The organism is Enterobacter sp. GD03975 (assembly GCF_029838645.1).
Lineage (GTDB): Bacteria > Pseudomonadota > Gammaproteobacteria > Enterobacterales > Enterobacteriaceae > Enterobacter > Enterobacter quasihormaechei.
In genome coordinates, this window is record NZ_JAOBZC010000009.1 from 1 (window position 1) to 25,960 (window position 25,960).

At 56.9% G+C, this 25,960-nt stretch carries 25 protein-coding genes and 1 other annotated feature; of the genes, 7 read left to right on the forward strand and 18 right to left on the reverse strand.

All coding sequences use genetic code 11. The features are described 5' to 3' along the window. The 3 genes from N5C09_RS14790 to tal form a co-directional block, all read right to left on the reverse strand. Positions 1-1,217, reverse strand: a 1,217-nt coding sequence (locus tag N5C09_RS14790; RefSeq protein ID WP_279749307.1) for an MFS transporter, incomplete at its 3' end; no start/stop codon positions are given. Between the two features lie 122 nt (positions 1,218-1,339). Then, on the reverse strand, positions 1,340-1,927 hold the full coding sequence (gene mog, locus N5C09_RS14795; protein WP_063867421.1) for a molybdopterin adenylyltransferase: 588 nt from the start codon (positions 1,925-1,927) through the stop codon (positions 1,340-1,342). Between the two features lie 111 nt (positions 1,928-2,038). Continuing rightward, positions 2,039-2,992 (reverse strand): transaldolase, encoded by a 954-nt coding sequence (gene tal / locus N5C09_RS14800; RefSeq protein WP_003856481.1) that lies wholly within the window; start codon positions 2,990-2,992, stop codon positions 2,039-2,041. 262 nt (positions 2,993-3,254) lie between these two features. Here tal and N5C09_RS14805 point away from each other — a divergent pair, with 262 nt between their 5' ends. Both N5C09_RS14805 and yaaA read left to right on the forward strand, forming a co-directional pair. Continuing rightward, positions 3,255-4,688, forward strand: coding sequence for a sodium:alanine symporter family protein (locus N5C09_RS14805; RefSeq protein ID WP_279749308.1), 1,434 nt, complete (start codon positions 3,255-3,257; stop codon positions 4,686-4,688). A 66-nt stretch (positions 4,689-4,754) separates the two neighbouring features. After that, entirely contained in the window at positions 4,755-5,528 is a 774-nt protein-coding gene (gene yaaA, locus N5C09_RS14810) for a peroxide stress protein YaaA (RefSeq protein ID WP_063867419.1), read from the forward strand. 31 nt (positions 5,529-5,559) lie between these two features. Here the strand turns inward: yaaA and N5C09_RS14815 are convergent, their stop codons facing one another. The 7 genes from N5C09_RS14815 to yjjY all read right to left on the reverse strand — a co-directional run bounded on the left by N5C09_RS14815 (position 5,560) and on the right by yjjY (position 12,431). Further along, complete coding sequence (locus tag N5C09_RS14815; RefSeq protein WP_279749309.1) at positions 5,560-5,847, reverse strand: DUF2502 domain-containing protein; 288 nt, start codon at positions 5,845-5,847, stop codon at positions 5,560-5,562. Positions 5,848-6,160: 313 nt separating this feature from the next. Next, positions 6,161-7,447 (reverse strand): threonine synthase, encoded by a 1,287-nt coding sequence (gene thrC / locus N5C09_RS14820; RefSeq protein ID WP_063450707.1) that lies wholly within the window; start codon positions 7,445-7,447, stop codon positions 6,161-6,163. 3 nt (positions 7,448-7,450) lie between these two features. Further along, positions 7,451-8,380 carry a homoserine kinase gene (thrB, locus tag N5C09_RS14825; protein ID WP_023299286.1) on the reverse strand — a complete coding sequence of 310 codons (930 nt, stop codon included), beginning with the start codon at positions 8,378-8,380 and terminating at the stop codon, positions 7,451-7,453. Position 8,381: 1 nt separating this feature from the next. After that, on the reverse strand, positions 8,382-10,844 hold the full coding sequence (gene thrA / locus N5C09_RS14830; protein WP_107534662.1) for a bifunctional aspartate kinase/homoserine dehydrogenase I: 2,463 nt from the start codon (positions 10,842-10,844) through the stop codon (positions 8,382-8,384). A 24-nt stretch (positions 10,845-10,868) separates the two neighbouring features. Next, positions 10,869-10,986, reverse strand: a sequence feature (Thr leader region). Further along, positions 10,925-10,993 (reverse strand): thr operon leader peptide, encoded by a 69-nt coding sequence (gene thrL, locus N5C09_RS14835; protein ID WP_072039575.1) that lies wholly within the window; start codon positions 10,991-10,993, stop codon positions 10,925-10,927. Its footprint overlaps the feature before it by 62 nt. A 211-nt stretch (positions 10,994-11,204) precedes the next feature. Then, on the reverse strand, positions 11,205-11,891 hold the full coding sequence (locus tag N5C09_RS14840; RefSeq protein WP_063867416.1) for a tRNA/rRNA methyltransferase: 687 nt from the start codon (positions 11,889-11,891) through the stop codon (positions 11,205-11,207). A 399-nt stretch (positions 11,892-12,290) separates the two neighbouring features. After that, a complete protein-coding gene (gene yjjY, locus N5C09_RS14845; protein ID WP_001541509.1) occupies positions 12,291-12,431 on the reverse strand; it encodes a protein YjjY in 141 nt (46 codons plus the stop codon). A gap of 95 nt (positions 12,432-12,526) precedes the next feature. On the opposite strand from yjjY, the gene arcA reads away from it, so the two are divergent. Further along, positions 12,527-13,243 (forward strand): two-component system response regulator ArcA, encoded by a 717-nt coding sequence (gene arcA, locus N5C09_RS14850; protein ID WP_003856501.1) that lies wholly within the window; start codon positions 12,527-12,529, stop codon positions 13,241-13,243. 50 nt (positions 13,244-13,293) lie between these two features. Here arcA and creA read toward each other — a convergent pair whose 3' ends face one another. Continuing rightward, positions 13,294-13,764 (reverse strand): protein CreA, encoded by a 471-nt coding sequence (creA, locus tag N5C09_RS14855; RefSeq protein ID WP_063450711.1) that lies wholly within the window; start codon positions 13,762-13,764, stop codon positions 13,294-13,296. Between the two features lie 215 nt (positions 13,765-13,979). On the opposite strand from creA, the gene robA reads away from it, so the two are divergent. Further along, positions 13,980-14,849, forward strand: coding sequence for an MDR efflux pump AcrAB transcriptional activator RobA (robA, locus tag N5C09_RS14860; RefSeq protein WP_063450712.1), 870 nt, complete (start codon positions 13,980-13,982; stop codon positions 14,847-14,849). Here robA and gpmB read toward each other — a convergent pair. After that, positions 14,846-15,493, reverse strand: coding sequence for a 2,3-diphosphoglycerate-dependent phosphoglycerate mutase GpmB (gene gpmB / locus N5C09_RS14865; RefSeq protein ID WP_063867415.1), 648 nt, complete (start codon positions 15,491-15,493; stop codon positions 14,846-14,848). The two genes, robA and gpmB, sit on opposite strands and share 4 nt — an antisense overlap. Before the next feature lie 47 nt (positions 15,494-15,540). Here gpmB and yjjX point away from each other — a divergent pair, with 47 nt between their 5' ends. Beyond that, a complete protein-coding gene (yjjX, locus tag N5C09_RS14870) occupies positions 15,541-16,056 on the forward strand; it encodes an inosine/xanthosine triphosphatase (protein WP_279749310.1) in 516 nt (171 codons plus the stop codon). A 27-nt stretch (positions 16,057-16,083) separates the two neighbouring features. Here the strand turns inward: yjjX and trpR are convergent, their stop codons facing one another. Beyond that, on the reverse strand, positions 16,084-16,413 hold the full coding sequence (gene trpR / locus N5C09_RS14875; RefSeq protein ID WP_010427104.1) for a trp operon repressor: 330 nt from the start codon (positions 16,411-16,413) through the stop codon (positions 16,084-16,086). 55 nt (positions 16,414-16,468) lie between these two features. Next, complete coding sequence (gene sltY, locus N5C09_RS14880; RefSeq protein WP_131636656.1) at positions 16,469-18,406, reverse strand: murein transglycosylase; 1,938 nt, start codon at positions 18,404-18,406, stop codon at positions 16,469-16,471. A gap of 226 nt (positions 18,407-18,632) precedes the next feature. Here sltY and ettA point away from each other — a divergent pair, with 226 nt between their 5' ends. Beyond that, positions 18,633-20,300 carry an energy-dependent translational throttle protein EttA gene (ettA, locus tag N5C09_RS14885; RefSeq protein ID WP_006810191.1) on the forward strand — a complete coding sequence of 556 codons (1,668 nt, stop codon included), beginning with the start codon at positions 18,633-18,635 and terminating at the stop codon, positions 20,298-20,300. Positions 20,301-20,394: 94 nt separating this feature from the next. On the opposite strand, the gene N5C09_RS14890 is transcribed toward ettA, so the two are convergent. From N5C09_RS14890 to serB, 4 genes are all read right to left on the reverse strand, one after another. Further along, positions 20,395-21,294 (reverse strand): LysR family transcriptional regulator, encoded by a 900-nt coding sequence (locus tag N5C09_RS14890; protein WP_193526870.1) that lies wholly within the window; start codon positions 21,292-21,294, stop codon positions 20,395-20,397. Positions 21,295-21,479: 185 nt separating this feature from the next. Beyond that, positions 21,480-22,712: a multifunctional transcriptional regulator/nicotinamide-nucleotide adenylyltransferase/ribosylnicotinamide kinase NadR gene (nadR, locus tag N5C09_RS14895; RefSeq protein WP_063450717.1), complete on the reverse strand. Its 1,233-nt coding sequence runs from the start codon at positions 22,710-22,712 to the stop codon at positions 21,480-21,482. Positions 22,713-22,747: 35 nt separating this feature from the next. Next, positions 22,748-24,133 carry a DNA repair protein RadA gene (gene radA, locus N5C09_RS14900; RefSeq protein ID WP_279749311.1) on the reverse strand — a complete coding sequence of 462 codons (1,386 nt, stop codon included), beginning with the start codon at positions 24,131-24,133 and terminating at the stop codon, positions 22,748-22,750. Positions 24,134-24,207: 74 nt separating this feature from the next. Further along, positions 24,208-25,176: a phosphoserine phosphatase gene (serB, locus tag N5C09_RS14905; RefSeq protein WP_063867410.1), complete on the reverse strand. Its 969-nt coding sequence runs from the start codon at positions 25,174-25,176 to the stop codon at positions 24,208-24,210. Positions 25,177-25,293: 117 nt separating this feature from the next. On the opposite strand from serB, the gene N5C09_RS14910 reads away from it, so the two are divergent. After that, positions 25,294-25,938: a YtjB family periplasmic protein gene (locus N5C09_RS14910; protein ID WP_064910148.1), complete on the forward strand. Its 645-nt coding sequence runs from the start codon at positions 25,294-25,296 to the stop codon at positions 25,936-25,938. Positions 25,939-25,960: the final 22 nt, after the last annotated feature.

Sequence of the window (25,960 nt, forward strand, 5' to 3'; positions counted from 1 at the left end):
AACGCCAGCACGTACCACGCTGGTGCGAGCGGCGACACGCCCATCAACACCGTAACCACTATTGGCGTTAGTCCACCGAAAATGGCATACGAAACGTTATAAGAGAACGAGATCCCGGTGAAGCGTACCTCCGGCGGAAAGGCCCGGACCATCACGTACGGTACGGCGCCAACGACCCCCACGCACAGCCCAACGATGCCGTACAGCAGGAACAGCTGTTCAGGATGGGTGCCCGCCAGATGATAAAAAGCCCAGCTCGACGCGGCCAGCAGCAGGCTGCCGACGATAAAGGTCACGCTGGCACCAAAACGATCCGCCGCCAGCCCGGCGGCCAGACAGCCAAAGCAGAGCATAATCGTCGCGATGCTGTTCGCCTGCAACGTTACCGCAGGCGCAAAACCGTACTGCTTTTGCAGCCAGACCGGCGACATCAAAATGACCACCACGATACCCGCAGACAGCAGCCAGGTGAGCAGCATCGACACCACCACCGCTTTTTTATGCCGCACCACCACCGTTTTCACCGGCAGTTCTTGTGCCAGCGTCTTCCGCTGCTGCATTTCCAGAAATATTGGCGTCTCCTGCAACCAGCGACGCAGGTACATCGCCACCAGCCCGAACGCTCCCCCCAGCAGGAAAGGAATACGCCAGCCCCAGTCGTAAACGGCCTGCTGCGTCATGCTGGTATTGATGAGGGTTGCCACCACGGAGCCAAGCAGAATGCCAACCGTTAGCCCGGCCGTCAGCGTTCCGCACGCAATGCCGATGCGGCGCGCCGGGACGTGCTCGGCGACAAACACCCACGCGCCCGGCACTTCTCCACCAATGGCCGCGCCCTGGAGCACGCGCATCAGCAGCAGCAATAACGGAGCGATAATGCCCATCGACGCATAGGTCGGCAAGAGGCCAATGGCCAGCGTCGGCACGGCCATCAGCAGGATACTGAGGGTAAACATCTTCTTGCGCCCGACCAGATCGCCAAAGTGCGCCATGACGATGCCGCCCAGCGGACGCGCCAGATAACCGGCAGCAAAAATGCCGAAGGTTTGCACCTGGCGCAGCCATTCCGGAATATCCGCCGGGAAGAACAGCGCACCCACGACGGCGGCGAAGAAGACGAAGATGATGAAGTCGTAAAACTCCAGCGCGCCGCCTAAGGCAGCGAGCGTGAGAGTTTTGTAGTCCTGTCGATTCAGAGGTCGGGCGTTATGTGACATAGCGAACCATTGTGCGTGTATTGTGGATTTATTTTTACAGCAATCGTAAAGAAAAAATTACTATATCGTAAATCCATTTACACGCTACTGCCGCTGGCGCGAATGTCACATTTTAATCAACTTCAGGAGATTGTCTCGCGGCGGGCGCTTTTCGGACGAAATGCTGCTACCACGTTGTCGTCAGTTTCAACGTACGGCCCGTCAAGCAGCTGTATACAATACGGTACACTTGCAAAGATGCCGTGGACGATGACGCTACCATCCTCGGCCTTTAAGCCTTCCAGCGTCTCTTTGATCGACTTCGGCTGCCCCGGCAGGTTCAGGATCAGCGCCTGTTTGCGGATCACCCCGACCTGACGGGAAAGAATGGCCGTCGGAACAAAGTGTAGACTGATCTGGCGCATCTGTTCACCGAAGCCCGGCATTTCCCGATCGGCGATAGCGAGCGTCGCGTCAGGCGTCACGTCGCGGCGCGCGGGGCCGGTTCCGCCCGTCGTCAGCACCAGGTGGCAGCTCATCTCATCCACCAGCTCGCACAGGGTCTGCTCGATGATCGGCTGCTCGTCCGGGATCAGGCGAGTCTGGATCTCAAACGGGGTAGTCAGCGCGCTGCCCAGCCATTCTTCCAAAGCAGGGATGCCTTTATCCTGATAAACACCGCTGGAGGCGCGGTCAGAAATCGACACTAAGCCGATGCGTAAGGTATTCATATCCATTCCATTCAAAAAGTACTGATTAATGGGAATGATACACGCAGAGAGAAAATTCAGACAGAGGCGGGGGGAAAGACGCGTGACCGGGAGCCCGGTCACGCAGAATGATTACAGCAGGTCGCCGATCATTTTTTCCAGTTTTTCCTGGTCGATAGCAAACTTACGGATACCGTCTGCCAGTTTGTCTACTGCCATTGGATCCTGGTTATGCTGCCACAGGAACTCGGATTCCGTGATGCGCTCCGGGCGCGCTTTCACTTCACCGGTGTACGACAGTTTACGCTCGATAGCGCCTTCGCTTTCTGCCAGCTCTTTCAGCAGCGCAGGGGCGATGGTCAGGCGGTCACAGCCGGCCAGCTCGATAATTTCACCGACGTTACGGAAGCTTGCGCCCATCACAACGGTCTCATAGCCGTGCTGTTTGTAGTATTCGTAGATTTCCGTCACGGAAATCACGCCTGGATCTTCAGACGCCGCGTACTCTTTCTTGTCGGTGTTGGCTTTGTACCAGTCCAGAATACGGCCCACGAACGGAGAAATCAGGTATACGCCAGCTTCGGCACAGGCACGCGCCTGCGCGAAGGAGAATAGCAGAGTCAGGTTACAGTTGATCCCTTCTTTTTCCAGCTGCTCGGCGGCGCGAATGCCCTGCCAGGTAGAGGCCAGTTTGATCAGGATACGGTCGTTGCTGATGCCCGCATCGTTGTACAGTTTGATCAGGCGTTTTGCTTTGGCGATAGAGGCTTCGGTGTCGTAGGACAGGCGAGCATCAACTTCAGTTGAGATACGGCCAGGAACCAGTTTCAGAATTTCCAGACCGATGTTCACCGCCAGTTTGTCGGTAGCATCCACAACCTGCTGCGCGCGGTCATTGCTCTGCGCTTTCGCCCAGGTCACCGCTTCGTCGATCAGTTTGCGATACTCAGGGATCTGCGCAGCGTTAAGGATCAGAGAAGGGTTGGTTGTAGCATCCTGCGGCTGGTACAGCTTCATAGCCGCAATATCTCCGGTGTCAGCGACGACAGTGGTGAACTGACGAAGGGAGGTCAATTTATCCGTCATGATAGTGTTTCTCTTTTAACGTTCCCTGGATAATTCACACTACCGACAGCCTGCCAGCAGCGGAAAAATGACAGGTTTACTTGTTAGGGGGATGTAACCGGTCTGCCCTGATGATAACACGAGTGAGAGGCAGCGCAACCGCAGACAGTGCGCTTAGGCAGAGTATGATAAACTCACAATATTAACAGGCTGCTAAGTAACAGCATGCACAATCAGTGGTAGCGCTTACATATTCACTTTGGCATCAACAAGAGGGACGTTAGTGCCTGATTTCTTTTTCTTTATCAACGAAGTCCTCTGGGGTTCGATCATGATTTACCTGCTTTCAGGGGCAGGTATCTGGTTTACGTGGCGCAGCGGGCTGATTCAGTTTCGCTATATCCGCAAATTTGGCAGAAGTCTGAAAAACAGCGTCACCCCACAGCCGGGCGGTTTGACCTCGTTTCAGGCGCTCTGTACCAGCCTCGCCGCACGCATCGGCAGCGGCAACCTGGCCGGTGTTGCGCTGGCGATCGGCGCGGGCGGTCCGGGCGCCGTGTTCTGGATGTGGGTAACGGCGATTATCGGCATGGCCACCGCCTTTGCCGAATGCTCGCTGGCCCAGCTCTATAAAGAAAAAGACAGCAAAGGCCAGTTTCGCGGCGGACCTGCCTGGTATATGGCTCGCGGGCTGGGAATGCGCTGGATGGGCGTTCTGTTCTCGATCTTTTTGCTGGTGGCGTATGGCCTGATTTTCAACACCGTTCAGGCAAATTCCGTCGCCCACGCGCTGCGCTTTGCCTTCAATTGTCCGGAGTGGCTGACGGGCGGCGCGCTTGCCCTTCTCACCCTGCTGACCATTGTGACCGGTCTTAAAGGGGTAGCCCGCCTGATGCAGTGGCTGGTTCCCCTGATGGCGCTGCTGTGGGTGTCCACCAGCCTGTTGGTATGCGCGATACATATCGACGAGGTGCCGAACGTCATCGCCACCATCTTCAAAAGCGCGTTTGGCTGGCGCGAAGCGGCGTCCGGCGCGCTGGGTTACACCGTTAGCCAGGCCCTCACTGCCGGGTTTCAGCGGGGGATGTTCTCCAACGAAGCGGGAATGGGCTCCACGCCAAATGCCGCCGCCGCGGCCGCATCCTGGCCCCCGCATCCCGCCGCGCAGGGCATTGTGCAGATGATTGGCGTCTTCACGGACACCATTGTTATCTGCTCCGCCAGTGCGATGATAATGCTGCTGGCCGGCGCCGTTGAACATCCATCCGGCAGTACGGCAGGCATTCATTGGGTACAACAGGCGCTGGTCTCACTCGTTGGCGGCTGGGGCGCCGGTCTTGTCGCCCTTGTCGTGGGGCTTTTTGCCTTCAGCTCCATTGCGGTGAACTATATCTATGCCGAAAACAACCTTGTCTTCCTGAACGTCGATTCGCGTCTGGCGCGCAACGTCCTTCGCGCGGCTGTGCTGGGGATGGTGTTCGTCGGCTCCCTGCTCAGCATGCCGATGGTCTGGCAAATAGCGGACGTCATTATGGCGCTGATGGCCATCACTAACCTGACGGCCATTTTGCTGCTTTCACCGGTTGTGGCGCTGATCGCGCGGGATTATCTGCGTCAGCGCAAGCTTGGCGTGCCGCCCGTCTTTGACGCCACACGCTATCCCGAAATCGAGTCACAAATTGCCCCTGGCACCTGGGATGATTTGCCGCGGCAATAACAGCTATCGATCAAATCAGGGCGATTTTTTGTTAAAGTCGCTCTAAATTTCCTGCAAGGACTGGATATGCTGATTCTGATTTCACCTGCAAAAACGCTCGACTACCAGAGCCCGCTCGCCACTGAGCGTTATACCCAGCCGGAACTGCTGGACTACTCGCAACAGCTGATCCACGAGGCGCGTAAACTGTCGGCTCCGCAGATCGCCTCGCTGATGAGCATCAGCGATAAACTCGCCGACCTGAACGCCACCCGTTTTCACGAGTGGCAGCCTGACTTCACGCCCGACAACGCGCGCCAGGCGCTGCTGGCCTTTAAAGGTGATGTCTACACTGGCCTGCAAGCAGAAACGTTTAGCGAAGCCGACTTCGATTTTGCCCAGCAGCATCTGCGCATGCTGTCCGGCCTGTATGGCGTACTGCGCCCGCTGGATCTGATGCAGCCGTATCGTCTGGAGATGGGTATTCGCCTGGAAAACGCCAAAGGCAAAGATCTGTACCACTTCTGGGGCGATGTGATCACCGACAAGCTTAACGCGGCGCTGCAAGCCCAAGGGGATAACGTGGTGATCAACCTGGCCTCCGATGAGTACTTCAAATCGGTGAAGCCGAAAAAGCTGAATGCGGACATTATCAAGCCGGTGTTCCTCGACGAGAAGAACGGCAAATTTAAAGTGATCAGCTTCTACGCCAAAAAAGCGCGCGGTCTGATGAGCCGCTTCATCATTCAAAACCGCCTGACAAAGCCGGAGCAGCTCACCGCTTTTAACAGCGAAGGGTATTTCTTCGACGAGGCATCGTCAGGCAAAAATGAGCTGGTGTTTAAGCGTCACGAGCAATAAAAGACAACCCCGCCAGCTGGCGGGGTTTGTGTTAATGGTGTTTCCTGTCCGGGCCCGGAAGATGATCGTCATGACGGTGGCGATCGTGACGATCGCGATGTTCATCGTGCGGACGCCAGTGGTTGTCGCGCCAGTCATAGTGCGCTTTCCACCAGTCATGGTCGCGCCAGCGGCCGCCATCCCAGTAGTGTCCGTTATTATCCCGATCGCCAATTTGCAGCTTTACCGCAGGCACGAGGGTGATCTCAGCGGCCTGCACCGCCATGGGAGAGACCAGCATCAGTGAGAGCGCGATGAGTGCAGGTTTCAGTGTAGACATAGGTGACTCCTTATTCTTCTTGCCCAGCGTGGGCCGATGTAAGGAGAGTACGTGATGGGAACGGCGGATGTTATTCTCTGCAATCCTAAACGCTAAGTGGCCGCATTTATTGGGAATTTCTGCTTTTTCCCTGCTGTTTTTCTCCTTAATTTCTCCATAAAAAAGCCGGGTGGCGGCTGCGCCTTACCCGGCCTACGGACCGGAGCTGTCGTTGCCGGGTGGCGCTGCGCTTACCCGGCCTACGATTGGGTTCGTTGGGGTCGTTGTGGATCTTGTAGGCCCGGTAAGGCGTAGCCGCCACCGGGCAAGAGAATCACGCTCGGGTCATCATCAGCTTACGCAGTGCTGCAAAATCTGCCGGCAGCTCATGGGACAGCAGCGGCAGATCGGCGCGCTCGGCCAGCTCTTTTGGCAGCGGCAGCGTTTCACCCAGGATCGCTTCCACGCTCTCCTTAAACTTCGCCGGATGAGCGGTTCCGAGGAACAGGCCATACTCGCCCGGCTGAAGCGCGTCGCGCAGCGCACGGTAAGCAATCGCCGCGTGCGGCTCAGAGGTATAGCCCACGGCTTTCAGCTCACGCATGGTCGCCTTGGTGGTTTCATCCGTCACCGCAGCGTAGCCGAGGTCGCCCAGACGCCAGACCTTACGGCGGAACAGCTCTTCCACACGCGGCCAGTTGTTAGGCTGTGACACATCCATCGCATTGGAGAGCGTGGCCTGCGTCGCGTTCGGCGCCCATTTCCCGTCTTTCAGGTAGCGTGGTACGGTGTCGTTGGCGTTAGTGGCGGCAATAAAGCGCTTCACCGGCAGACCGAGTGATTTCGCCAGCAGGCCCGCCGTCAGGTCGCCGAAGTTGCCGCTTGGCACGGAAACCACCAGCTGATTGCGCGCGTCCTGCGGCAGTTGCGCCACCGCTTCGAAGTAGTAGCAGATCTGCGCCAGCAGACGGCTGATGTTGATCGAGTTGGCGGAGTTCAGGCCCAGCGCCACCTTCAGCTCTTCGTCGTCGAAGGCCTGCTTCACCAGCGCCTGACAGGCATCGAAATCGCCGTCGATCGCCACGGTTTCAATGTTGCCCCCAAGGGTGCAGAACAGTTTTTCCTGAAGCGGACTGATTTTGCCCTTCGGATAGAGGATCACCACGCGGACGTTTTTCAGGCCGTAGAACGCATGGGCCACCGCCGCACCGGTATCGCCGGAGGTTGCGGTCAGAATCGTCACCGGTTTGTCGCCGCTGATGTGGGTAAGCATCTGCGCCATAAAGCGGCCGCCGAAGTCTTTAAACGCCAGCGTCGGGCCGTGGAACAGCTCCAGACAGCCGACGTCCGGCTCAACCTGCTGAACCGGAGCCGGGAAAGCAAACGCCGCACGCACGCGCTCTTCCAGCAGCTCCTGCGGGATTTCATCGCCGATAAACGCAGACAGAATTTTGGTGCTGCGGGTGACAAAGTCCTGCTTCAGCAGCTCATCGATTTCGGTCAGCTGGAATTCCGGCAGGTCGTGCGGGAAGAACAGCCCCTGATTTTTGCCCAGCCCCTGCGTGACCGCCTGCGCGAAGCTGACCTGCTCGTTATGATCTTTAAGGTTGTAGAGTTTCATTCGTTATCCCAGTACTCGTGCGCCAGCCGTGTCCAGACGGCAAATATGAACAAAGCCTTCCTGATTTTGCAGGTAGTGTTTAGAGAGCCAGTCCGCCACGCGCTGCGCGGTGTCTGGTTTGTCGCACAGGGCGAACAGCGTCGGGCCGGAGCCGGAGATGCCGCATGCCTGCGCGCCGATATCCATTGAAGCCTGTCGCGCCTCGTTAAAGCCAGGCAGCAGCTTCGTGCGGTACGGCTCGGCAATCACGTCTTTCATGAGTTTCGCCGCCAGCTGCGGCTGGCGGGTGTAGCAGGCGTGAATAAAGCCCGCCAGGTGACGCCCGTGAGCGATACAGTCCTGACGACGATACTGCGCCGGCAGGATCGCGCGCGCTTCAGCGGTCGAGACCTTAATGCCCGGATAGGCCAGCACCCACAGCCACTCGTCAAACCCTGGCACCTGCTGGCTGATGATGCCATTTTCTTCAATCATCAGCTGCATGCCACCGAGGAAGCACGGTGCGACGTTATCATAGTGAATACTGCCGGAGATGCGCCCTTCCAGCTCGCCCATCAGCGCCAGCAGACGGCTGTTGTTCAGCGGCTTGCCGCAGTGCTCGTTCATCGCCACCAGCGCGGCGACTACCGAACACGCACTTGAGCCCAGGCCCGAGCCAATCGGCATGCTTTTTTCCAGCGTCATGGCGACCGGCACGTTTTTGCCGATCTCCTGACAGAAGCGTTCCCAGCACTGATAAACGATATTCTCGCGTGGTTCAGGCGGCAGCTTGCTGGCGAAACGGCCAACGTTATTCAGGCTGAAGCGCTCTGCCGCCTCAACCGTTACCGTATCGCCCAGCAGCGAACCGTCCACCGGCGTCACCGCCGCACCCAGCACGTCAAATCCGACGCTCATATTGGCGCTGGAAGCCGGGGCATATACTTTAACCATCTTAAACTCCTAACTTCCATGACAGGGTACGCAGCAGATCGGCAAACACGCCCGCCGCCGTCACATCATTCCCTGCGCCATAGCCGCGAAGCACCAGCGGCAGTGGCTGATAATAGTGGCTGTAGAACGCCAGGGCATTCTCGCCGTTTTTCACCTTGTACAGCGGATCGTTGCCATCCACTTCGGCAATCTTCACCCGGCAGACGCCATCCTCTTCAATGTTGCCAACATAGCGCAATACCTTACCTTCATCACGGGCTTTCGCCACGCGAGCGGCAAAGGCATCGTCAAGCTGAGGTAAATTCGCCATAAAGGCGCTGACGTCGCCGCTGTCATCAAATTCTGCTGGCAGCACCGGCTCAATCACGATATCCGAAAGCTCCAGCTCGCGGCCCGTTTCGCGCACCAGGATCAGCAGCTTGCGCGCCACGTCCATCCCGGAGAGATCGTCGCGCGGATCCGGCTCGGTGTAGCCCAGCTCGCGCGCGGCACGGGTGGCTTCCGAGAGGCTCATCCCTTCATCCAGCTTGCCGAAGATAAACGACAGGGAGCCGGAGAGGATGCCGGAGAAGCGCTGCAATTCGTCGCCCGCGTTCAGCAGGTTTTGCAGGTTCTCGATGACCGGCAGGCCCGCGCCCACGTTAGTGTCGTACAGGAACTTGCGGCGCGACTTGCTCGCCGCCAGACGCAGCTGGTGATAATAATCCATCGACGAGGTGTTGGCCTTTTTGTTCGGCGTCACCACGTGGAAACCTTCGCGCAGGAAGTCGGCGTACTGGTCGGCCACGGCCTGGTTCGAGGTACAGTCGACGATCACCGGGTTGAGCAGATGATACTCTTTCACCAGGCGGATCAGGCGGCCCAGGTTGAACGGCTCTTTCGCCTCTTCCAGCTCCGCCTGCCAGTTTTCCAGGTTCAGACCGTGGACGTTAGTGAGCAGCGCTTTCGAATTCGCAATTCCGCAGACGCGCAGATCGATGTGCTTTTTCTTAAGCCACTCCTGCTGGCGCTTCACCTGCTCCAGCAGCGCACCGCCGACGCCGCCGACGCCAATCAGGAACAGCTCGATGACCTGATCGGTGTTGAACAGCATCTGGTGAACCACGCGCACGCCGGTGGTCGCATCGTCGTTATCGACTACAACTGAAATTGAACGCTCGGACGAGCCCTGCGCAATCGCCACGATGTTGATATTGGCACGCGCCAGCGCGGCAAAGAATTTAGCAGAGATACCGCGCAGGGTGCGCATGCCGTCGCCAACGACGGAGATCACCGCCAGACGCTCCTGAATAGAGAGCGGCTCCAGCAGCTCCTCTTTAAGCTCCAGATAGAACTCTTCTTCCAGCGCGCGACGGGCGCGCAGGCAATCGCCCTGCGGTACGCAGAAGCTGATGCTGTATTCGGAAGAGGACTGGGTGATCAGCACCACCGAGATACCGTTGCGGGACATGGCGGCAAACACGCGTGCAGCCATGCCGACCATCCCCTTCATACCCGGGCCGGAGACGCTGAACATCGCCATGTTATTCAGGTTTGAAATGCCTTTCACCGGCAGGTCATCTTCATTCGCGCTGGCGCCAATCAGCGTGCCCGGCGCTTGCGGGTTACCGGTGTTTTTAATCAGGCATGGGATCTGGAACTGGGCAATCGGGGAGATGGTGCGCGGGTGAAGTACTTTGGCGCCGAAGTAGGAAAGCTCCATCGCTTCCTGATACGACATGGACTTCAGCAGCCTGGCGTCCGGCACCTGGCGCGGATCGCAGGTATAAACGCCGTCGACGTCAGTCCAAATCTCACAGCAGTCTGCGCGCAGGCACGCGGCCAGCACGGCAGCGGAGTAGTCAGAGCCGTTACGGCCCAGCACGACTAATTCGCCCTTCTCGTTCCCGGCGGTAAAGCCCGCCATCAGGATCATATGGTCAGAGGGGATTTTGCTCGCGGCGATACGGCGGGTTGATTCGGCAATATCAACGGTGGATTCGAGGTAGTGGCCCACCGCCAGCAGTTTTTCAACCGGGTCGATGACCGTCACGCGGTGACCGCGCGCTTCCAGCACGCCCGCCATGATGGCGATGGAGAGTTTTTCACCCCGGCAAATCAGCGCCGCGTTGATGCTGTCCGGGCATTGACCCAGCAGGCTGATACCGTGAAGGACATGTTTAATCTGGGCAAATTCGAGTTCAACGGTGGTTTTCAGCTGCGCCAGCGGGAAGCCCGGCTGGGCATCTGCCAGCCCCTGAAGCAGCTCGGTGAAGATACGCTCAGCGTCGCTGATGTTCGGAAGTGCATCCTGACCACCAATGGTTTTTTCAATCATCGCCACCAGGTGGTTCGTGATTTTGGCCGGGGCAGAGAGCACGGTGGCAACCTGCCCCTGCCTGGCGTTGCTTTCCAGGATATCGGCAACGCGCAGAAAACGCTCCGCATTTGCCACTGACGTACCGCCGAACTTCAACACTCGCATGGTTCTACCTCATTTCCTTTAGCCGAAAAAAAAGCCCGCACTGTTCAGGTGCGGGCTTTTTTCTGTTTTTCCTGTACGCGTCAGCCCGCATCGTTACCTGTGGTAATGATGGTGGTTGTAGTAATGGTGGTGATGCTGATGCGTTTCATGGATGTTGTGTACTCTGTCATTATTATCTGTCTGTGCTCTATTCTTTTAGGGTTAAAGGATCGGGCACCTTAAGTCAATGAATTTTTACTTTGATCACAATTCGGGACATTCTCACGTCCCGCTGCGAGCAGATTTATTTTCATCCGATTACCCCATATGCAACCCCAGTTATCAGCGAGATCGGCCATATTAAAAACTTATGACAGCATTTTACTCCGCTAATTTTTTTTCAATATCATGGAGCAATCGGTGCAGCATTGCCGTGTCTCGCTGTTCCAGACGCCCCAGGCGCTGCTGCAACCAGTCCACCATTTTCCGATCGTCAGCCACGCCCAGCTGCATAAGCAGTTTGTCAGCGCGAACGCGCAGGGCCGCCAGCTGGTTTTCATCCGTTGCTGTCACCGGTGGCTGAGAAATTTGCATTAAAGATGCTAATTGATAGCAGTAAACCATCACCGCCTGGCCCAGATTAAGTGACGGATAATCTGCCACCATCGGCGCGCCCGTCAGCACATCAGCCAGCTCCAGCTCTTCATTCGTCAGCCCCGAATCTTCGCGCCCAAACACCAGCGCGGCTTTCTCCAGCCACTGGCTTTTTTCTTCCAGCATGGGCACCAGTTCAGCAGGCGTGGCGTAATAGTGAAACTTCGCCCGGCTGCGCGCGGTGGTCGCGACGGTAAACGAAATATCGTGCAGGGCGTCAGCGAGCGTCGCGTAAGTGGTTATATTATCGAGAATATCACCCGAACCGTGCGCCACCCACCGTGCGGCAGGCTCCAGATGCGCCGTGCTATCTACAATACGCAAATCGGTAAAACCCATGGTCTTCATGGCACGCGCCGCAGCGCCAATATTTTCAGCCCTTGCTGGTGCCACCAGCACAATCGACAGATGCATTTATGCTCTCTTTTTAATCAGTTAGCAGGTAAAAATGTGATTCACTTCAACATATTACGCAGCACGAATTTACAATTTTGCAACACAAATCACCGAAATAGCGTTTCATAACAATTAAAAAAAGCTAAACTATTTTGTGACTGAACAATCAGTTAGAATGTTAACAGAAGTCTATTATCCTTATGTTTTGTAATGATAATGACTATATGAATACTCTTTTCTGATTGGATTCGTATCGTTTATCAATCAATGTCCGCAACTAGTTGGTTTATTGAAAAATTGTGACAAAGGCTAGCATTCAGCTACGATGATTTCATCAAACTGTTAACGTGCTACAATTGAACTTGATATATGTCAACGAAGCGTAGTTTTATTGGGTGTCCGGTGTCACTTAGCCTGTTATGTTGCTGTTAAAATGGTTAGGATGACAGCCGTTTTTGACACTGTCGGGTCCAGAGGGAAAGTACCCACGACCAAGCTAATGATGTTGTTGACGTTGATGGAAAGTGCATCAAGAACGCAATTACGTACTTTAGTCACGTTAGGCCGATCATGTTAATTTGCGACATGCATCAGGCAGGTCAGGGACTTTTGTACTTCCTGTTTCGATTTAGTTGGCAATTTAGGTAGCAAACATGCAGACCCCGCACATTCTTATCGTTGAAGACGAGTTGGTAACACGCAACACGTTAAAGAGCATTTTCGAAGCAGAAGGCTACGATGTCTTTGAAGCGACCGATGGCGCAGAGATGCATCAGATCCTTTCTGAAAATGATATCAACCTGGTGATTATGGATATCAACCTGCCGGGCAAAAACGGCCTTCTTCTGGCGCGCGAGTTGCGTGAACAGGCGAACGTCGCGTTGATGTTCCTGACAGGCCGTGACAACGAGGTTGATAAAATTCTTGGTCTGGAAATCGGCGCGGACGACTACATCACCAAGCCGTTTAACCCACGCGAGTTAACCATTCGTGCACGCAACCTGCTGTCCCGCACCATGAATCTGGGTACGGTCAGTGAAGAGCGTCGTAGCGTCGACAGCTACAAATTCAACGGCTGGGAACTTGATATCAATAGCCGTTCGCTGATTAGCCCGAACGGTGAGCAGTATAAACTGCCGCGCAGTGAATTCCGCGCGATGCTGCACTTCTGCGAAAACCCGGGCAAGATCCAGTCCCGTGCAGAACTGCTGAAGAAAATGACCGGTCGTGAGTTGAAGCCACACGATCGCACCGTTGACGTTACCATCCGTCGTATTCGTAAACATTTCGAATCTACGCCTGATACGCCGGAAATCATCGCCACGATCCATGGTGAAGGCTATCGTTTCTGCGGTGACCTACAGGAATAATCCGTCACGTCACGCAGTAAAAAACGGCGCATTTGCGCCGTTTTTTTTTATCAATGCCACGGCATAATGGGCACCGCGCTGATCGCGTTTTTCGGTGAGCCTTCCACGACTTTGTCGGAATAAGCCAGATAAGCTAACGTGTTGCGTTTCGCATCGTAGAAACGCACCACCTGTAGCTTTTTGAACACCAGCGAGGTCCGTTTCTGGAATACGACGTCGCCCTGCGCTTTGCCGTTTTTAATTTTGTCGCTCAATTCAACCGGGCCAACCTGCTGGCAGGAAATGGCCGCGTCAGACGTATCCTCAGCCAGCCCCAGTCCGCCTTTAATCCCGCCCGTCTTTGCCCGGCTGACATAGCAGGTGACGTTTTTAACATCCGGATCGTCAAAGGCCTCCACCACAATTTTGTGGTCCGGCCCAAACATTTTGAACACGGTATCCACAGAGCCCACCTGTTCAGCCTGCGCTGCGCTTCCCGCCATGAGTACCAACGCCGTAAAGAGTAAAGCCTTGTATTTCATATTGTTACCATTCATAAAAAATTACGCTGAGCGATTATTCAACACGTTAGCTAAAAATGTAGCAAGATCACAGGATTAGAATATATCCGCACATAAACCCCTACAAAAAGCATTTATGCGCAAAAAAAACACTGAATGCTAAAACGTCAAAAAATGCTATTATCCGCTAACCTGTAAACAGGCACCTGCGGCAGTTTTAAGGATGAGGATAGTATATGGATCAGGCTGGAATTATTCGCGACCTGCTCACCTGGCTGGAAGGTCATCTCGACCAGCCATTGTCACTGGATAATGTGGCGGCAAAAGCAGGCTATTCCAAGTGGCATCTGCAAAGGATGTTCAAGGATGTCACCGGTCATGCTATCGGTGCCTATATTCGTGCACGTCGGTTATCAAAGTCTGCTGTTGCGTTGCGCCTGACCGCGCGACCCATCCTCGATATTGCCCTGCAATATCGCTTCGATTCACAGCAAACCTTTACCCGCGCCTTTAAGAAACAGTTCTCGTTAACGCCTGCGCTTTATCGCCGCTCGCCTGACTGGAGCTCCTTTGGTATGCGTCCGCCGCTGCGTCTGGGCGAATTTGCGATGCCAAAATATGAAATCATCACCCTGCCGGAAACGCACCTGGTCGGCACCACCCAGAGCTACTCCTGTTCCCTGGAGCAGATCTCCGAGTTCCGCCATCAGATGCGCGTTCAGTTCTGGCGCGAATTTTTAAGCCACGCGCCGGCGATCCCGCCGATTCTGTATGGCCTGAACGAAACGCATCCAAGCCAGGAAAAAGACGACGAGCAGGAGGTGTTTTATACCACGGCGCTCACGCCTGACATGGCGAACGGGTACATTCATGGCTCGCAGCCTGTCGTGCTGGAAGGCGGCGAATATGTAATGTTCTCATACGAAGGGTTAGGAACGGGCGTTCAGGAGTTCATCCTGACCGTTTACGGGACCTGCATGCCGATGCTGAATCTGAATCGCCGTAAAGGTCAGGACATTGAGCGCTACTATCCGGCACAGGATGCTAAACCGGAAGAAGGCCCTATCAATCTGCGTATGGAATTCCTGATTCCGGTACGTCGTTAACGCTGTAATTCGTCCAGTGCAGGGGCATCAAGATGCGAAATGTCCCCTGCCGTTTCAACCACCCACCCCGATGCCAGCCAGGCGCTTTCCTGATAGTCGATACGGGAAATGGAACAGTTGCGCAGACGCAAACGGCGCTCGGCGTAAGCCGGCAGACCCAGAATGGTGCTTACCAGGCAACCCAGCGCGATACCGTGACTCACCAGCAGCGGACGGCTACCTGCCGGAAGCTTCAGGCACTCGGCCAGCGCGGCATGCATACGCACGCTCAGCTCCTGCATGGATTCCCCCTCCGGGATGCGACCATCTTCGGTACCGTTCACCAGCATGCGACGCCAGCCTTCTTCGGTTTCCGTCAGCGTATCGATAGGACGTTTTTCCAGCACGCCCATATCCAGCTCGCGCAGGCGCGGTTCGAGGGTGACGTCACAGCCACAGGCATCGGCGATGATGCGTGCCGTCTGCTGCGTGCGGCCTAAATCACTGGAGATAACGTGAGTGATGCCCAGCGTTCTGGCGCGCTCCGCCACCTGCCACGCTTGTTGCACACCCTTGTCGGTGAGAGGACTGTCTGACTGCCCTTGAATACGTCGCTCGGCGTTCCACTGCGTTTCACCGTGGCGAACAAGGTATACCTGTAACATGCTTTTTTTCCGTTATACTGCGATGAATTTTTTAATCGAGCTTAATTATGCACCATGTTGTCTCTGCTACCACCAATCCTGCCAAAATTCAGGCAATTCTAAGGGCATTTAACGAGATCTTCGGCGAAGGATCCTGCCATATTGACGCCGTCGGCGTCGAGAGTGGCGTGCCGGAACAGCCGTTTGGCAGCGAGGAAACGCGCGCTGGCGCACGAAATCGCGTGGCGAATGCAAAAGCCGCCGCACCCGACGCTGACTTCTGGGTCGCGATTGAAGCGGGCATCGACGAAGGGGCAACCTTTAGCTGGGTTGTTATCGAAAGCCGCGAGCAGCGCGGCGAAGCGCGCTCAGCCACCCTGCCGCTGCCGGAGATCATTCTGGAAAAAGTCCGCGCAGGTGAAGCGCTCGGGCCGGTGATGTCACAGTACACCGGCATTGATGAAATTGGGCGTAAAGAAGGGGCGATTGGCGTCTTTACCGCCGGCAAGCTCACCCGTTCGAGCGTTTATCACCAGGCGGTGATCCTGGCGCTGAGCCCGTTTCATAACGCGATATATCGTTAAGTTTTTAGGCCGGATAAGGCGAAGCCGTCATCCGGCGTTTTTCAGCAATACCGCTTCCAGCCACTGGCGCAGCTCAACCGGCGCAGACTTCAGGCTGTTCGATCCACGGGTGATCGTCGCGATGCCCGCGCCCAGCTCGTTTTTCAGCTCGCGCTGGCTCATCTCACCGCGTAATAGCTCTTCAATAATCCGCACGCGCGTGCCCAGCGCCTCACGCTCGTCCGGCGTAAGCATCAGCTGCATGAGGGGTAGGTGCAAATCCTGCTCGTAAGACTGTCGAAGCAGCTCCACAAAACGAAGCCACTCCTGATGACGCTGTTCGGCCATGGCCGAGGAATACGGGGAATGCTGGGTCATGTTATGCTGCCTCTTGTACTCATTAACGAGTACAGCATAACACAACCCACGCCGATCAGTAACGTCTCTGCCACTCGGCATCGCTCATCAGGGCATCTTTCTCCCCCATGAAGTGCCGATAGTAGGCGTCATACGCCAGCACGTTCTTCACGTATCCGCGCGTTTCCGAGAACGGAATGCTTTCAACGAACGCCACGGCGTCGAGTCGCCCTGCGCTGTTGCCGAGCCACGTCCGCACGCGCCCAGGCCCTGCGTTGTACGCCGCTGACGCGAAGATGCGGTTATTACCGAACTGCTGATAGACGTACTGCAAGTAGCTGGTACCGATGTTGATGTTGGTATCCGGATCCAGCAGCTGGGACGGGCTGCTGTATCCCGGGATATTAAACATCTTCACCGTGTGCGTCGCGGTGCCCGGCATAATCTGCATCAGGCCGCTGGCCCCCACCGGAGAACGCACTTTCGGGTTCCAGGCGCTCTCCTGGCGTGCGATCGCCATTGCGTAGCTCTGCGGGATATCTTTGTCGCGGGTGTAGCGCTCAAAGAGATCGTTGTACGCCAGCGGGAAACGCTCCTCGAGATGATCCCACAGCTTGCCGGCGATCGTCGCCTGTACGCTCAGATCCCACCAGCGATTATCAAACGCGTAGCGGGCAAGCTGCGCCTTCTCATCGACGGTACGGCTGGTAACCAGATTGGCCCACTCGCTGCGCGCGGTATTATCCAGATTCCAGTACATCAGCTCGCGCACGCGGGCCATTTCTGGCCCCTGGGTCAGCGCCGGGTTCGCGTTGGCGGGCGCTTTGTCGATCTTCAGCGTGTACTCCTCGCCCAGACGCTGTGCCGCCGCCATCGGGTAGAAGCCGCGCTGCTGCATCAGGGAGTGGAGGATCGCTTTGGCTTCGTCTTCACGGCCACGCTCCAGCAGCAGGTCCGCCTGCCAGTAACGCCACTCATCTTTCTCTTTGGCATCCATCGGCAGACGCGCCAGCCAGGTATTGAGGCCGCGGCGGTCGCCCGTGCCCAGCGCCATGCGCACGCGGCGCTCCACCAGCGAAACGGAGTTTGAACGCATCACCGCATCGTCACGCCAGCGCGCCTGTTCGTCGGTGACATCCGTGCCCATCAGTCGCCACGCCACAATGTCGCGCAGCTCCTGGGTTTGATCGTCATTAAGCTGCTGAGCCTGCACCAGCTGCGGGATCATCAGCCGCGCGTTTTCCACATCGTCACGCGCCACGCTGGCAAAGGCCACCGCCGCCATTTGACGGGTAAAATCGGTCGCGCCGGTGGTACGCGCAAACGTCAGCACGGTGTTGGGATCGTTTGCCAGACCGATAACGGCAGACGCAATGGTCTGATAATCCGCTGGCATCTGGCCCGCCAGCACGTTGACCAGCCGGGTGTTTCCGGCCTTCATTGCCAGGCGAATACGTTCCAGGTAAGCGAGCGGATCCTGCTTGCCCGAGGCGCGCCAGGCGCTGAAAAGCGGGTCACAGGCGTTTGGCTGGCTTTTGCCCGTCAACCACAAATCTTTCGCCCCGGCCCAGGCTTCCTCCTGCTGACCGGTCGCCCATTTCGCATAATAGTAATTACACTGCGCTTCCGTCGCACCCGGTTTATCCGGGCTGAAGGCCAGCAGGCCGCGCCAGTCTTCACGACGGGCCAGCTCGTTCACGAACCGGGATTTCAGGGTGCGCGCAGGCGGCAGGGTCGGGTTTGCCTGAATGAAGTTATTCACGGTGACGGTCGGTTGATTCATGAGATCGTCCGTGATCTGGCGATACTCAAGGTACGGATACAGCGGATAATCCTTCAGCGTCGGCATCAGCGCCTGCACGGTATCCATCTGCTTGTTGTCCCATGCCTGTTTAATCTGGGCATAGCGGTTACGTTGTTCATCCAGTGAATCGGCATGCACCGCCTGGCTTACCGCCATTACGCATACGCTGGCAGCCAGCAGACGCCAGACCACCCGTTTGGCTTTTTCCACAAGCTCTTCCTCATTGTTTTTCGTTAGTTGCAGCGTCTTGCCACGTCAAAGTTACCTCAACTTATGCTAACCAGGCATCCCACAACGCGCCACGTCGTGGACACTTTTTTACCTTTCTTGCGCGTTTTAACACTCCCGACGTTCCTGGCTGGGATTAGGGCGTGAAAAAGGCTACACTTCGAGGCTGAAATTCATTCTCATCACGATAAAAGAGGCGAAGTCCAACGTGGCTCAATTCGTTTATACCATGCATCGTGTCGGCAAAGTTGTCCCGCCGAAACGTCATATTCTTAAAAATATCTCGCTGAGCTTCTTCCCGGGCGCAAAAATTGGTGTTCTGGGTCTCAACGGTGCCGGTAAGTCCACCCTGCTGCGCATCATGGCCGGCATCGATACAGACATCGAAGGTGAAGCCCGTCCGCAGCCTGGCATCAAGATCGGCTACCTGCCGCAGGAACCTCAGCTGAACCCGGAACACACCGTACGTGAATCCGTTGAAGAAGCGGTATCCGAAGTGGTTAACGCGCTGAAAGGTCTGGATGAAGTGTATGCCAAATACGCCGAGCCGGATGCGGACTTCGACAAACTGGCCGCTCAGCAGGGCAAATATGAAGAGATCATCCAGGCGCACGACGGTCACAACCTGAACGTGCAGCTGGAGCGCGCGGCCGATGCCCTGCGTCTGCCGGACTGGGATGCAAAAATCGCGAATCTCTCCGGTGGTGAGCGCCGCCGCGTGGCGCTGTGCCGCCTGCTGCTGGAAAAACCAGACATGCTGCTGCTCGACGAACCAACCAACCACCTGGATGCCGAATCCGTGGCCTGGCTGGAGCGCTTCCTGCACGACTTCGAGGGTACCGTAGTGGCCATTACCCACGACCGTTACTTCCTCGACAACGTCGCCGGCTGGATCCTGGAGCTGGACCGCGGTGAAGGGATTCCGTGGGAAGGCAACTACTCCTCCTGGCTGGAGCAGAAAGATCAGCGTCTGGCGCAGGAAGCTTCTCAGGAAGCGGCGCGCCGTAAGTCTATTGAGAAAGAGCTGGAGTGGGTTCGTCAGGGCGCGAAAGGCCGTCAGTCCAAGGGCAAAGCCCGTCTGGCGCGCTTCGAAGAGCTGAACAACACCGAATACCAGAAGCGTAACGAAACCAACGAACTGTTTATCCCGCCTGGAGCACGTCTGGGGGATAAAGTGGTTGAAGTGACCAACCTGCGTAAGTCATACGGCGACCGCCTGCTGATCGACGATCTGACCTTCTCCGTACCGAAAGGTGCGATTGTGGGCATTATCGGTCCGAACGGCGCGGGTAAATCGACCCTGTTCCGTATGATGTCCGGTCAGGAGCAGCCTGACAGCGGCTCTATCACCCTGGGTGAGACCGTGAAGCTGGCGTCCGTTGACCAGTTCCGCGACGCGATGGACAACAGCAAAACCGTGTGGGAAGAAGTGTCCGGCGGGCTGGATATCATGCGTATCGGCAATACCGAGATGCCAAGCCGCGCCTATGTTGGCCGCTTTAACTTCAAGGGCACCGACCAGGGCAAACGCGTGGGCGAGCTGTCCGGCGGTGAGCGTGGTCGTCTGCACCTGGCGAAACTGCTTCAGGTTGGCGGCAACGTTCTGCTGCTCGATGAACCGACCAACGACCTGGACATCGAAACCCTGCGCGCGCTGGAAAACGCCCTGCTGGAGTTCCCGGGCTGCGCCATGGTTATCTCGCACGACCGCTGGTTCCTTGACCGTATCGCGACCCACATCCTGGACTACCAGGACGAAGGTAAAGTGGAGTTCTTCGAAGGTAACTTCACCGAATACGAAGAGTACAAGAAACGCACGCTGGGCGCTGACGCGCTGGAGCCGAAGCGTATTAAGTACAAGCGTATTGCTAAGTAAGTGCCAAAAAAAGCCGGGTGGCGCTCACGCTTACCCGGCCTACGGTTCTGCTCTGTTTGTAGGCCGGGTAAGGCGAAGCCGCCACCCGGCTTTTTTATTTGCCCACGTAATACCGCTTCACCTCGTCAAACTCCATCGCAAACTCGATATAGCTCATCAGCGCGGGCGAATTGAGCTTACGGCTCGGATAGGCCAGCCACAGATCGTTTCCCTCAACGCTCCACTCCGGCAGCACTTTCACCAGCGCGCCTCTCTCGATTTTGTCTTCCAGCAGGAATGCGGGTAACAGCGTGATCCCCGCCCCGGCAATCGCGCACTCGCGGGCGTACACCAGGTTATCCGTCAGATGGGCGTTATCCGGCAGAAAGCGATAATCCTCGCTCTCGCTCTGCAACAACCACTCAGCCCAGGATTTATGGGTAATACAACGGTGATCCACCAGCTGTCGGGGATGGGTTAACGGCTCCCGGCGCGCCAGATAGTCGGGCGATGCCAGCATGTAGCGTGGACAGTGCCCTATCATGCGGCCGATCAGGGAAGAGTCCTGAGGTTTCCCGGTTCGCAGGGCAACGTCGAAACCCGACTCCACCAGATCGAGGACATCATCTGAAATTGAAACATCGAGCGAAACGTCAGGATAGCGAAGCTGGAACTCGGCATTCATATGCGCCAGCAGGGTCGCGCCAATCCCCGCCGGACACGTAATACGCAGCCGTCCGCTGGGGTTTTCGCGCAGGCGCTGAATGGCATACTCCGCCCGCTCGCTGGCCGCCAGCATCTCGCGACAGTGCACCAGATAGTGCTCGCCCGCGAACGTCAGGCTGATCCTGCGCGTGGTGCGATTCAGCAGACGGATCCCCACCTGCTGTTCAAGCTGGCTGATGCGCTGGCTGACGCTGGATTTCGGCAGCTCAGCTTTCAGCGCCGCCGCGGTAAAGCTGCCCATTTCTGCCACCAGCGCAAACAGCGCCATATCCTGAAGCTGTTTAAACATGATTGTTCACCCCGTGCGAACGGTGAGCTCTGGATTGTCCATCTTATCACGCAGCTGATCCCTTACCAGACTAGCCTCAACAAGACGCATTTCATCGAGGAGCACAGGTCAGTGAAATGATACGCCGCAGGGGCATAGGCGTGGGAAGGTAGTGGTTGAGTTCTGAGTGGATAATTCCCCTCACCCTAACCCTGCTCCCCCATCATCTCCTTCACCAGCTCGACGCAGCGCAGGAAACGGGTGTCGTAGTCCGACTCTTCAACATGCACAAAATCAACGTTGTTTTCGTTAAGCATCTCAACCAGCATGGTCTGGAACTCGCGCCTGTCCACCGAGCTGCCCAGGCTGCGCATGCCGTCGGCCACCCACGGCGTGTTGTTTTCCAGCAGGATCACCAGGTCAAAGCGATATTCGTCAATCAGCGCCTGCACAAACGGGTGCTCACGTCCTTCGTACTTTTTACAGAACGCCTGCGTGGTAACGAAATCAGTATCAATAAACGCGACTTTGTTGGCGTATTTCACCGCAAAATCAATGTACTGGGCGTGTCCCAGCGCAATTTTATCGTAGTCGGAATACTGCAATGCCATCTCGTCACCGCCGAGGTGTGAGAAGACATAATCGCGTCCGTACTCCCACGCGCTGGTGGTGTTGAAGATATTCGCCAGCTTATTGACCAGCGTCGATTTGCCGCTCGACTCGCCGCCAAGGATCGCCACCGTACGCACGAAGAACGGCTTCACCTCGGTCGGGATATAGTCCCAGTAACGGAACGGGTTCTCACGGATCTGCGCACCGCTGATGTTCATAAAGGTGCGTTTAGGATCGATCAGCACCGTCTCGATGCCCAGATGCTCGCGGAACTGCGGCGCATCGGACTCTTCAGAGGTGTAGATCCAGTTAGGCGTAATGCCCTTCTCTTCCATAAACGCTTTGACGCCGTTGCTCCACACGTCCCAGCCATGCGGATACGGCTCCATGCCCTCTTCATTAAAGGCATGAATGCGAATATTTTTCTGATACTTAAACGTCTGAAGCAGCCAGCGCAGGCGGTCCGGCACCGTGGGCTGCTGCGACATGGCGCTGTCTTCAAATAGCTGGCGATCGCGGGTTTCGTCGTAGCCCATGATGATATGCAGCTCGTCGACCTGGCTACAGGCGCGCTGGATCAGGTAGATGTGCCCGGTATGCAGCGGGTAGAACTTGCCGAACACCACGCCTATATTCTTTTGCATCCGCGGAAATTCAAGCCCCAGAAAACGGTGCAGCGCTTCAAGCTTCTGCGCGCTGGGGCTTTTGATTTTGGCGTTCAGCAGTTGGCTCAGGTAGCCCTTGGTCATGCCGCTGGCGTCCGCCACCTGCTGCAACGTGCAGCCCTTCTGGCGGATCGCGGTCTTGATGTAGTCAAATGATGACATAAATTACGGTGCCTCCTGCAAAATCGAATACGTAATTATAAGTCGTCAAAGACATTTAACGCATCTGCGAGTTTTTTAACGCCAAAAACCTGCATCCCTTCCGGGATTTTTTTCGGCACGTTGGCGGCCGGAACAATCGCGCGGCGGAAGCCATGTTTTGCCGCTTCGGAGATACGCTCCTGTCCGCTCGGCACCGGGCGAATTTCGCCCGCCAGCCCCACTTCGCCAAACACCACCAGATCCTGCGGCAGCGGCCTGTCGCGCAGGCTCGAGACCATCGCCAGCAGCAGCGCCAGGTCCGCGCTGGTTTCGGTCACCTTCACGCCCCCCACCACGTTGACGAACACATCCTGATCCGCCATTTGCAGGCCGCCGTGACGGTGCAGCACCGCCAGCAGGATCGCCAGGCGGTTCTGTTCCAGACCGACCGCCACGCGCCGTGGGTTGCCCATCATCGAATGATCCACCAGTGCCTGAATTTCGACGAGCAGCGGACGCGTCCCCTCCCACAGCACCATCACCGAACTCCCGGACGTAATCTCGTCGCCACGGCTCAGGAAGATGGCCGATGGGTTGCTGACTTCGCGAAGCCCCTGCTCGGTCATGGCAAAAACGCCCAGCTCATTCACCGCGCCGAAGCGGTTTTTGTGGCTGCGCAGGGTACGGAAGCGGGAGTCCGCATCGCCGTCGAGCATCACCGAGCAGTCGATACAGTGCTCCAGCACCTTCGGCCCCGCCAGCGAGCCGTCTTTGGTGACGTGGCCGACCATCACAATCGCCACGCCGCGCGTTTTGGCAAAGCGCGTTAAATACGCAGCCGTTTCACGCACCTGCGCCACGCTGCCCGGCGAGGACTGAATGTCCGCCATGTGCATCACCTGGATGGAGTCGATCACCATCAGCTTCGGCTGCTCTTCTTCGGCGATCATGCAGATCTGCTCGATGCTAGTTTCCGACAGCATATTCAGGTTACCGGTCGGCAGGCCGAGACGGTGAGCGCGCATCGCCACCTGCTGGAGGGATTCTTCACCCGTCACGTACAGGGTTTTCATCTGTTCGGCGAGCTTGCAGAGCGTTTGCAGCAGCAGGGTCGATTTGCCCGCGCCCGGGTTACCGCCGATCAGAATCGCGCTGCCCGGCACCACGCCGCCGCCGAGCACGCGGTCAAATTCTTTGAATCCGGTTGAGAAGCGCGGCAGCGCCTCAAGGCTGATATCCGAAAGTTTTTGTACCTTCGACACGCCTGCAATGCCCGCATAGCCGCTCAGCCGTTCATTGCGGGCCACGCTCGGCGAAGCCGCCACACCACGCACTTCGGTGATGGTGTTCCAGGCATGACAGGCGCTGCATTGCCCCTGCCAGCGCGGATAATCCGCACCACATTCATTACAGACAAATGCGCGTTTTGGAGCTTTCGCCACGGTTTACCTCGTTATTTCTGTGCGGCCTGCGTGCCGGGTGGCGCTTACGCTTACCCGGCCTACAGCGCAGACCGTTATTTCTGGTTGATGCTGCCGGAGAGAATGCAGAACACCCCCATCAGGTCAGCGTGACGGATAGTGACTTCCGTCTTTTCATTCACTTTTGGCTTGGCGTGGTAGGCAATACCCAGACCGGCAGCTTTGATCATCGGCAGATCGTTCGCGCCATCGCCGATGGCGACGGTCTGCTCGACCGGAACCTCATATTTTTCCGCCAGACGCGTCAGCGTACTGGCTTTGTACTGCGCATCCACGATGTCGCCGATGACCTGTCCGGTCAGCTTGCCGTCCATGATCTCGAGCTCGTTTGCCACCACGGTGGTCAGACGCAGCTTGTCACGCAGGTAATCGGCAAAGAAGGTGAACCCACCGGAGGCAATCGCCACTTTCCAGCCGAGCGTCTCCAGCTTGAGCACCAGCTGCGTCAGCCCCGGCATCAGGGGCAGTTCATCGCGCACCTGACGCAAAATGTTCGCATCGGCCCCCTTCAGCGTCGCCACGCGTTGTCTCAGGCTGGCGGTGAAATCCAGCTCGCCGCGCATCGCGCGCTCGGTGACGTCCGCCACCAGCTCGCCGCTGCCCGCCAGTTTAGCGATCTCGTCGATACATTCGATCTGAATGGCGGTAGAGTCCATGTCCATCACCAGCAGGCCCGGCGTTTTCAGGTGAGGGATCTTGCCGAGCGGGGCAACGTCCAGCCCGGCATCGTGTGCCAGGCGCGTGGCGCGCTGCGTCAGGGAACCCGCGAGGCGAATGACCTGATAATCTTCCACGCACCAGGCCGCAACGATGACCATCGCTGCGCCCAGTTTGGTTTGATACTGGGTCAGGCGTTGCTTATCCAGGCCGCGTCCGTACAGCAGCCAGCCGCTACGGCCAGCGTGGTAATCGAGGGGCATCACCTCATCGCCACTTAACGAGAGCGGCAATCCTGGCCATAAAGAGACATCCGTTGGCAGGTCGCACCAGGTAATGTTCGGCATTGAAGCTCCTGTAATTTCGTTCGCGCCGGAAGGTTCCAGAGGGAAAATAACGCATGAGGCTACCCTGTAACCATCACTTCTGGCAACATTAAGCCGTAAATTTTCAGCAGGTGGAATATGGCTCGCGCAAAACTGAAATTCCGGCTTCATCGCGCCGTGATTGTCCTTATCTGTCTCGCCCTGTTAGTGGCGCTGATGCAGGGGGCATCCTGGTTTAGCCAGAATCACCAACGGCAACGTAACCCGCAGTTTGAAGAGCTGGCCCGCACGCTGGCGCGCCAGGTGACGCTTAACGTTGCGCCGTCTATGCGCACCGAAACGCCGGACGACAAGCGGATAGCCCAGGTATTGCGCCAGCTCACGGAAAACAGCCGCATTCTGGACGCAGGCGTGTACGATGAACAGGGCGACCTGATTGCCCGCGCGGGTGAGCATGTCGACGTGCGCGACAGGCTGGCGCTGGACGGCAAAAAAGCCGGCGGTTATTTCAATCAGCAAATCGTCGAACCTATTGAGGGCAAAAATGGTCCACTCGGCTATTTACGCCTGACGCTCGATACCCACACCCTGCCAACCGAAGCCAAACAGGTGGATAACACCACCAATATTTTGCGCCTGATGCTGCTCCTCTCGCTGGCGATTGGCGTGGTACTGGCGCGTACGCTGCTCCAGGGCAAGCGCACCCGCTGGCAGCAGTCGCCGTTCCTGCTAACCGCCAGCAAGCCGGTTCCCGAAGAGGAAGAGAGCGAGAAGAAAGAATAGTGATAAAGTAGGCAGATGATTC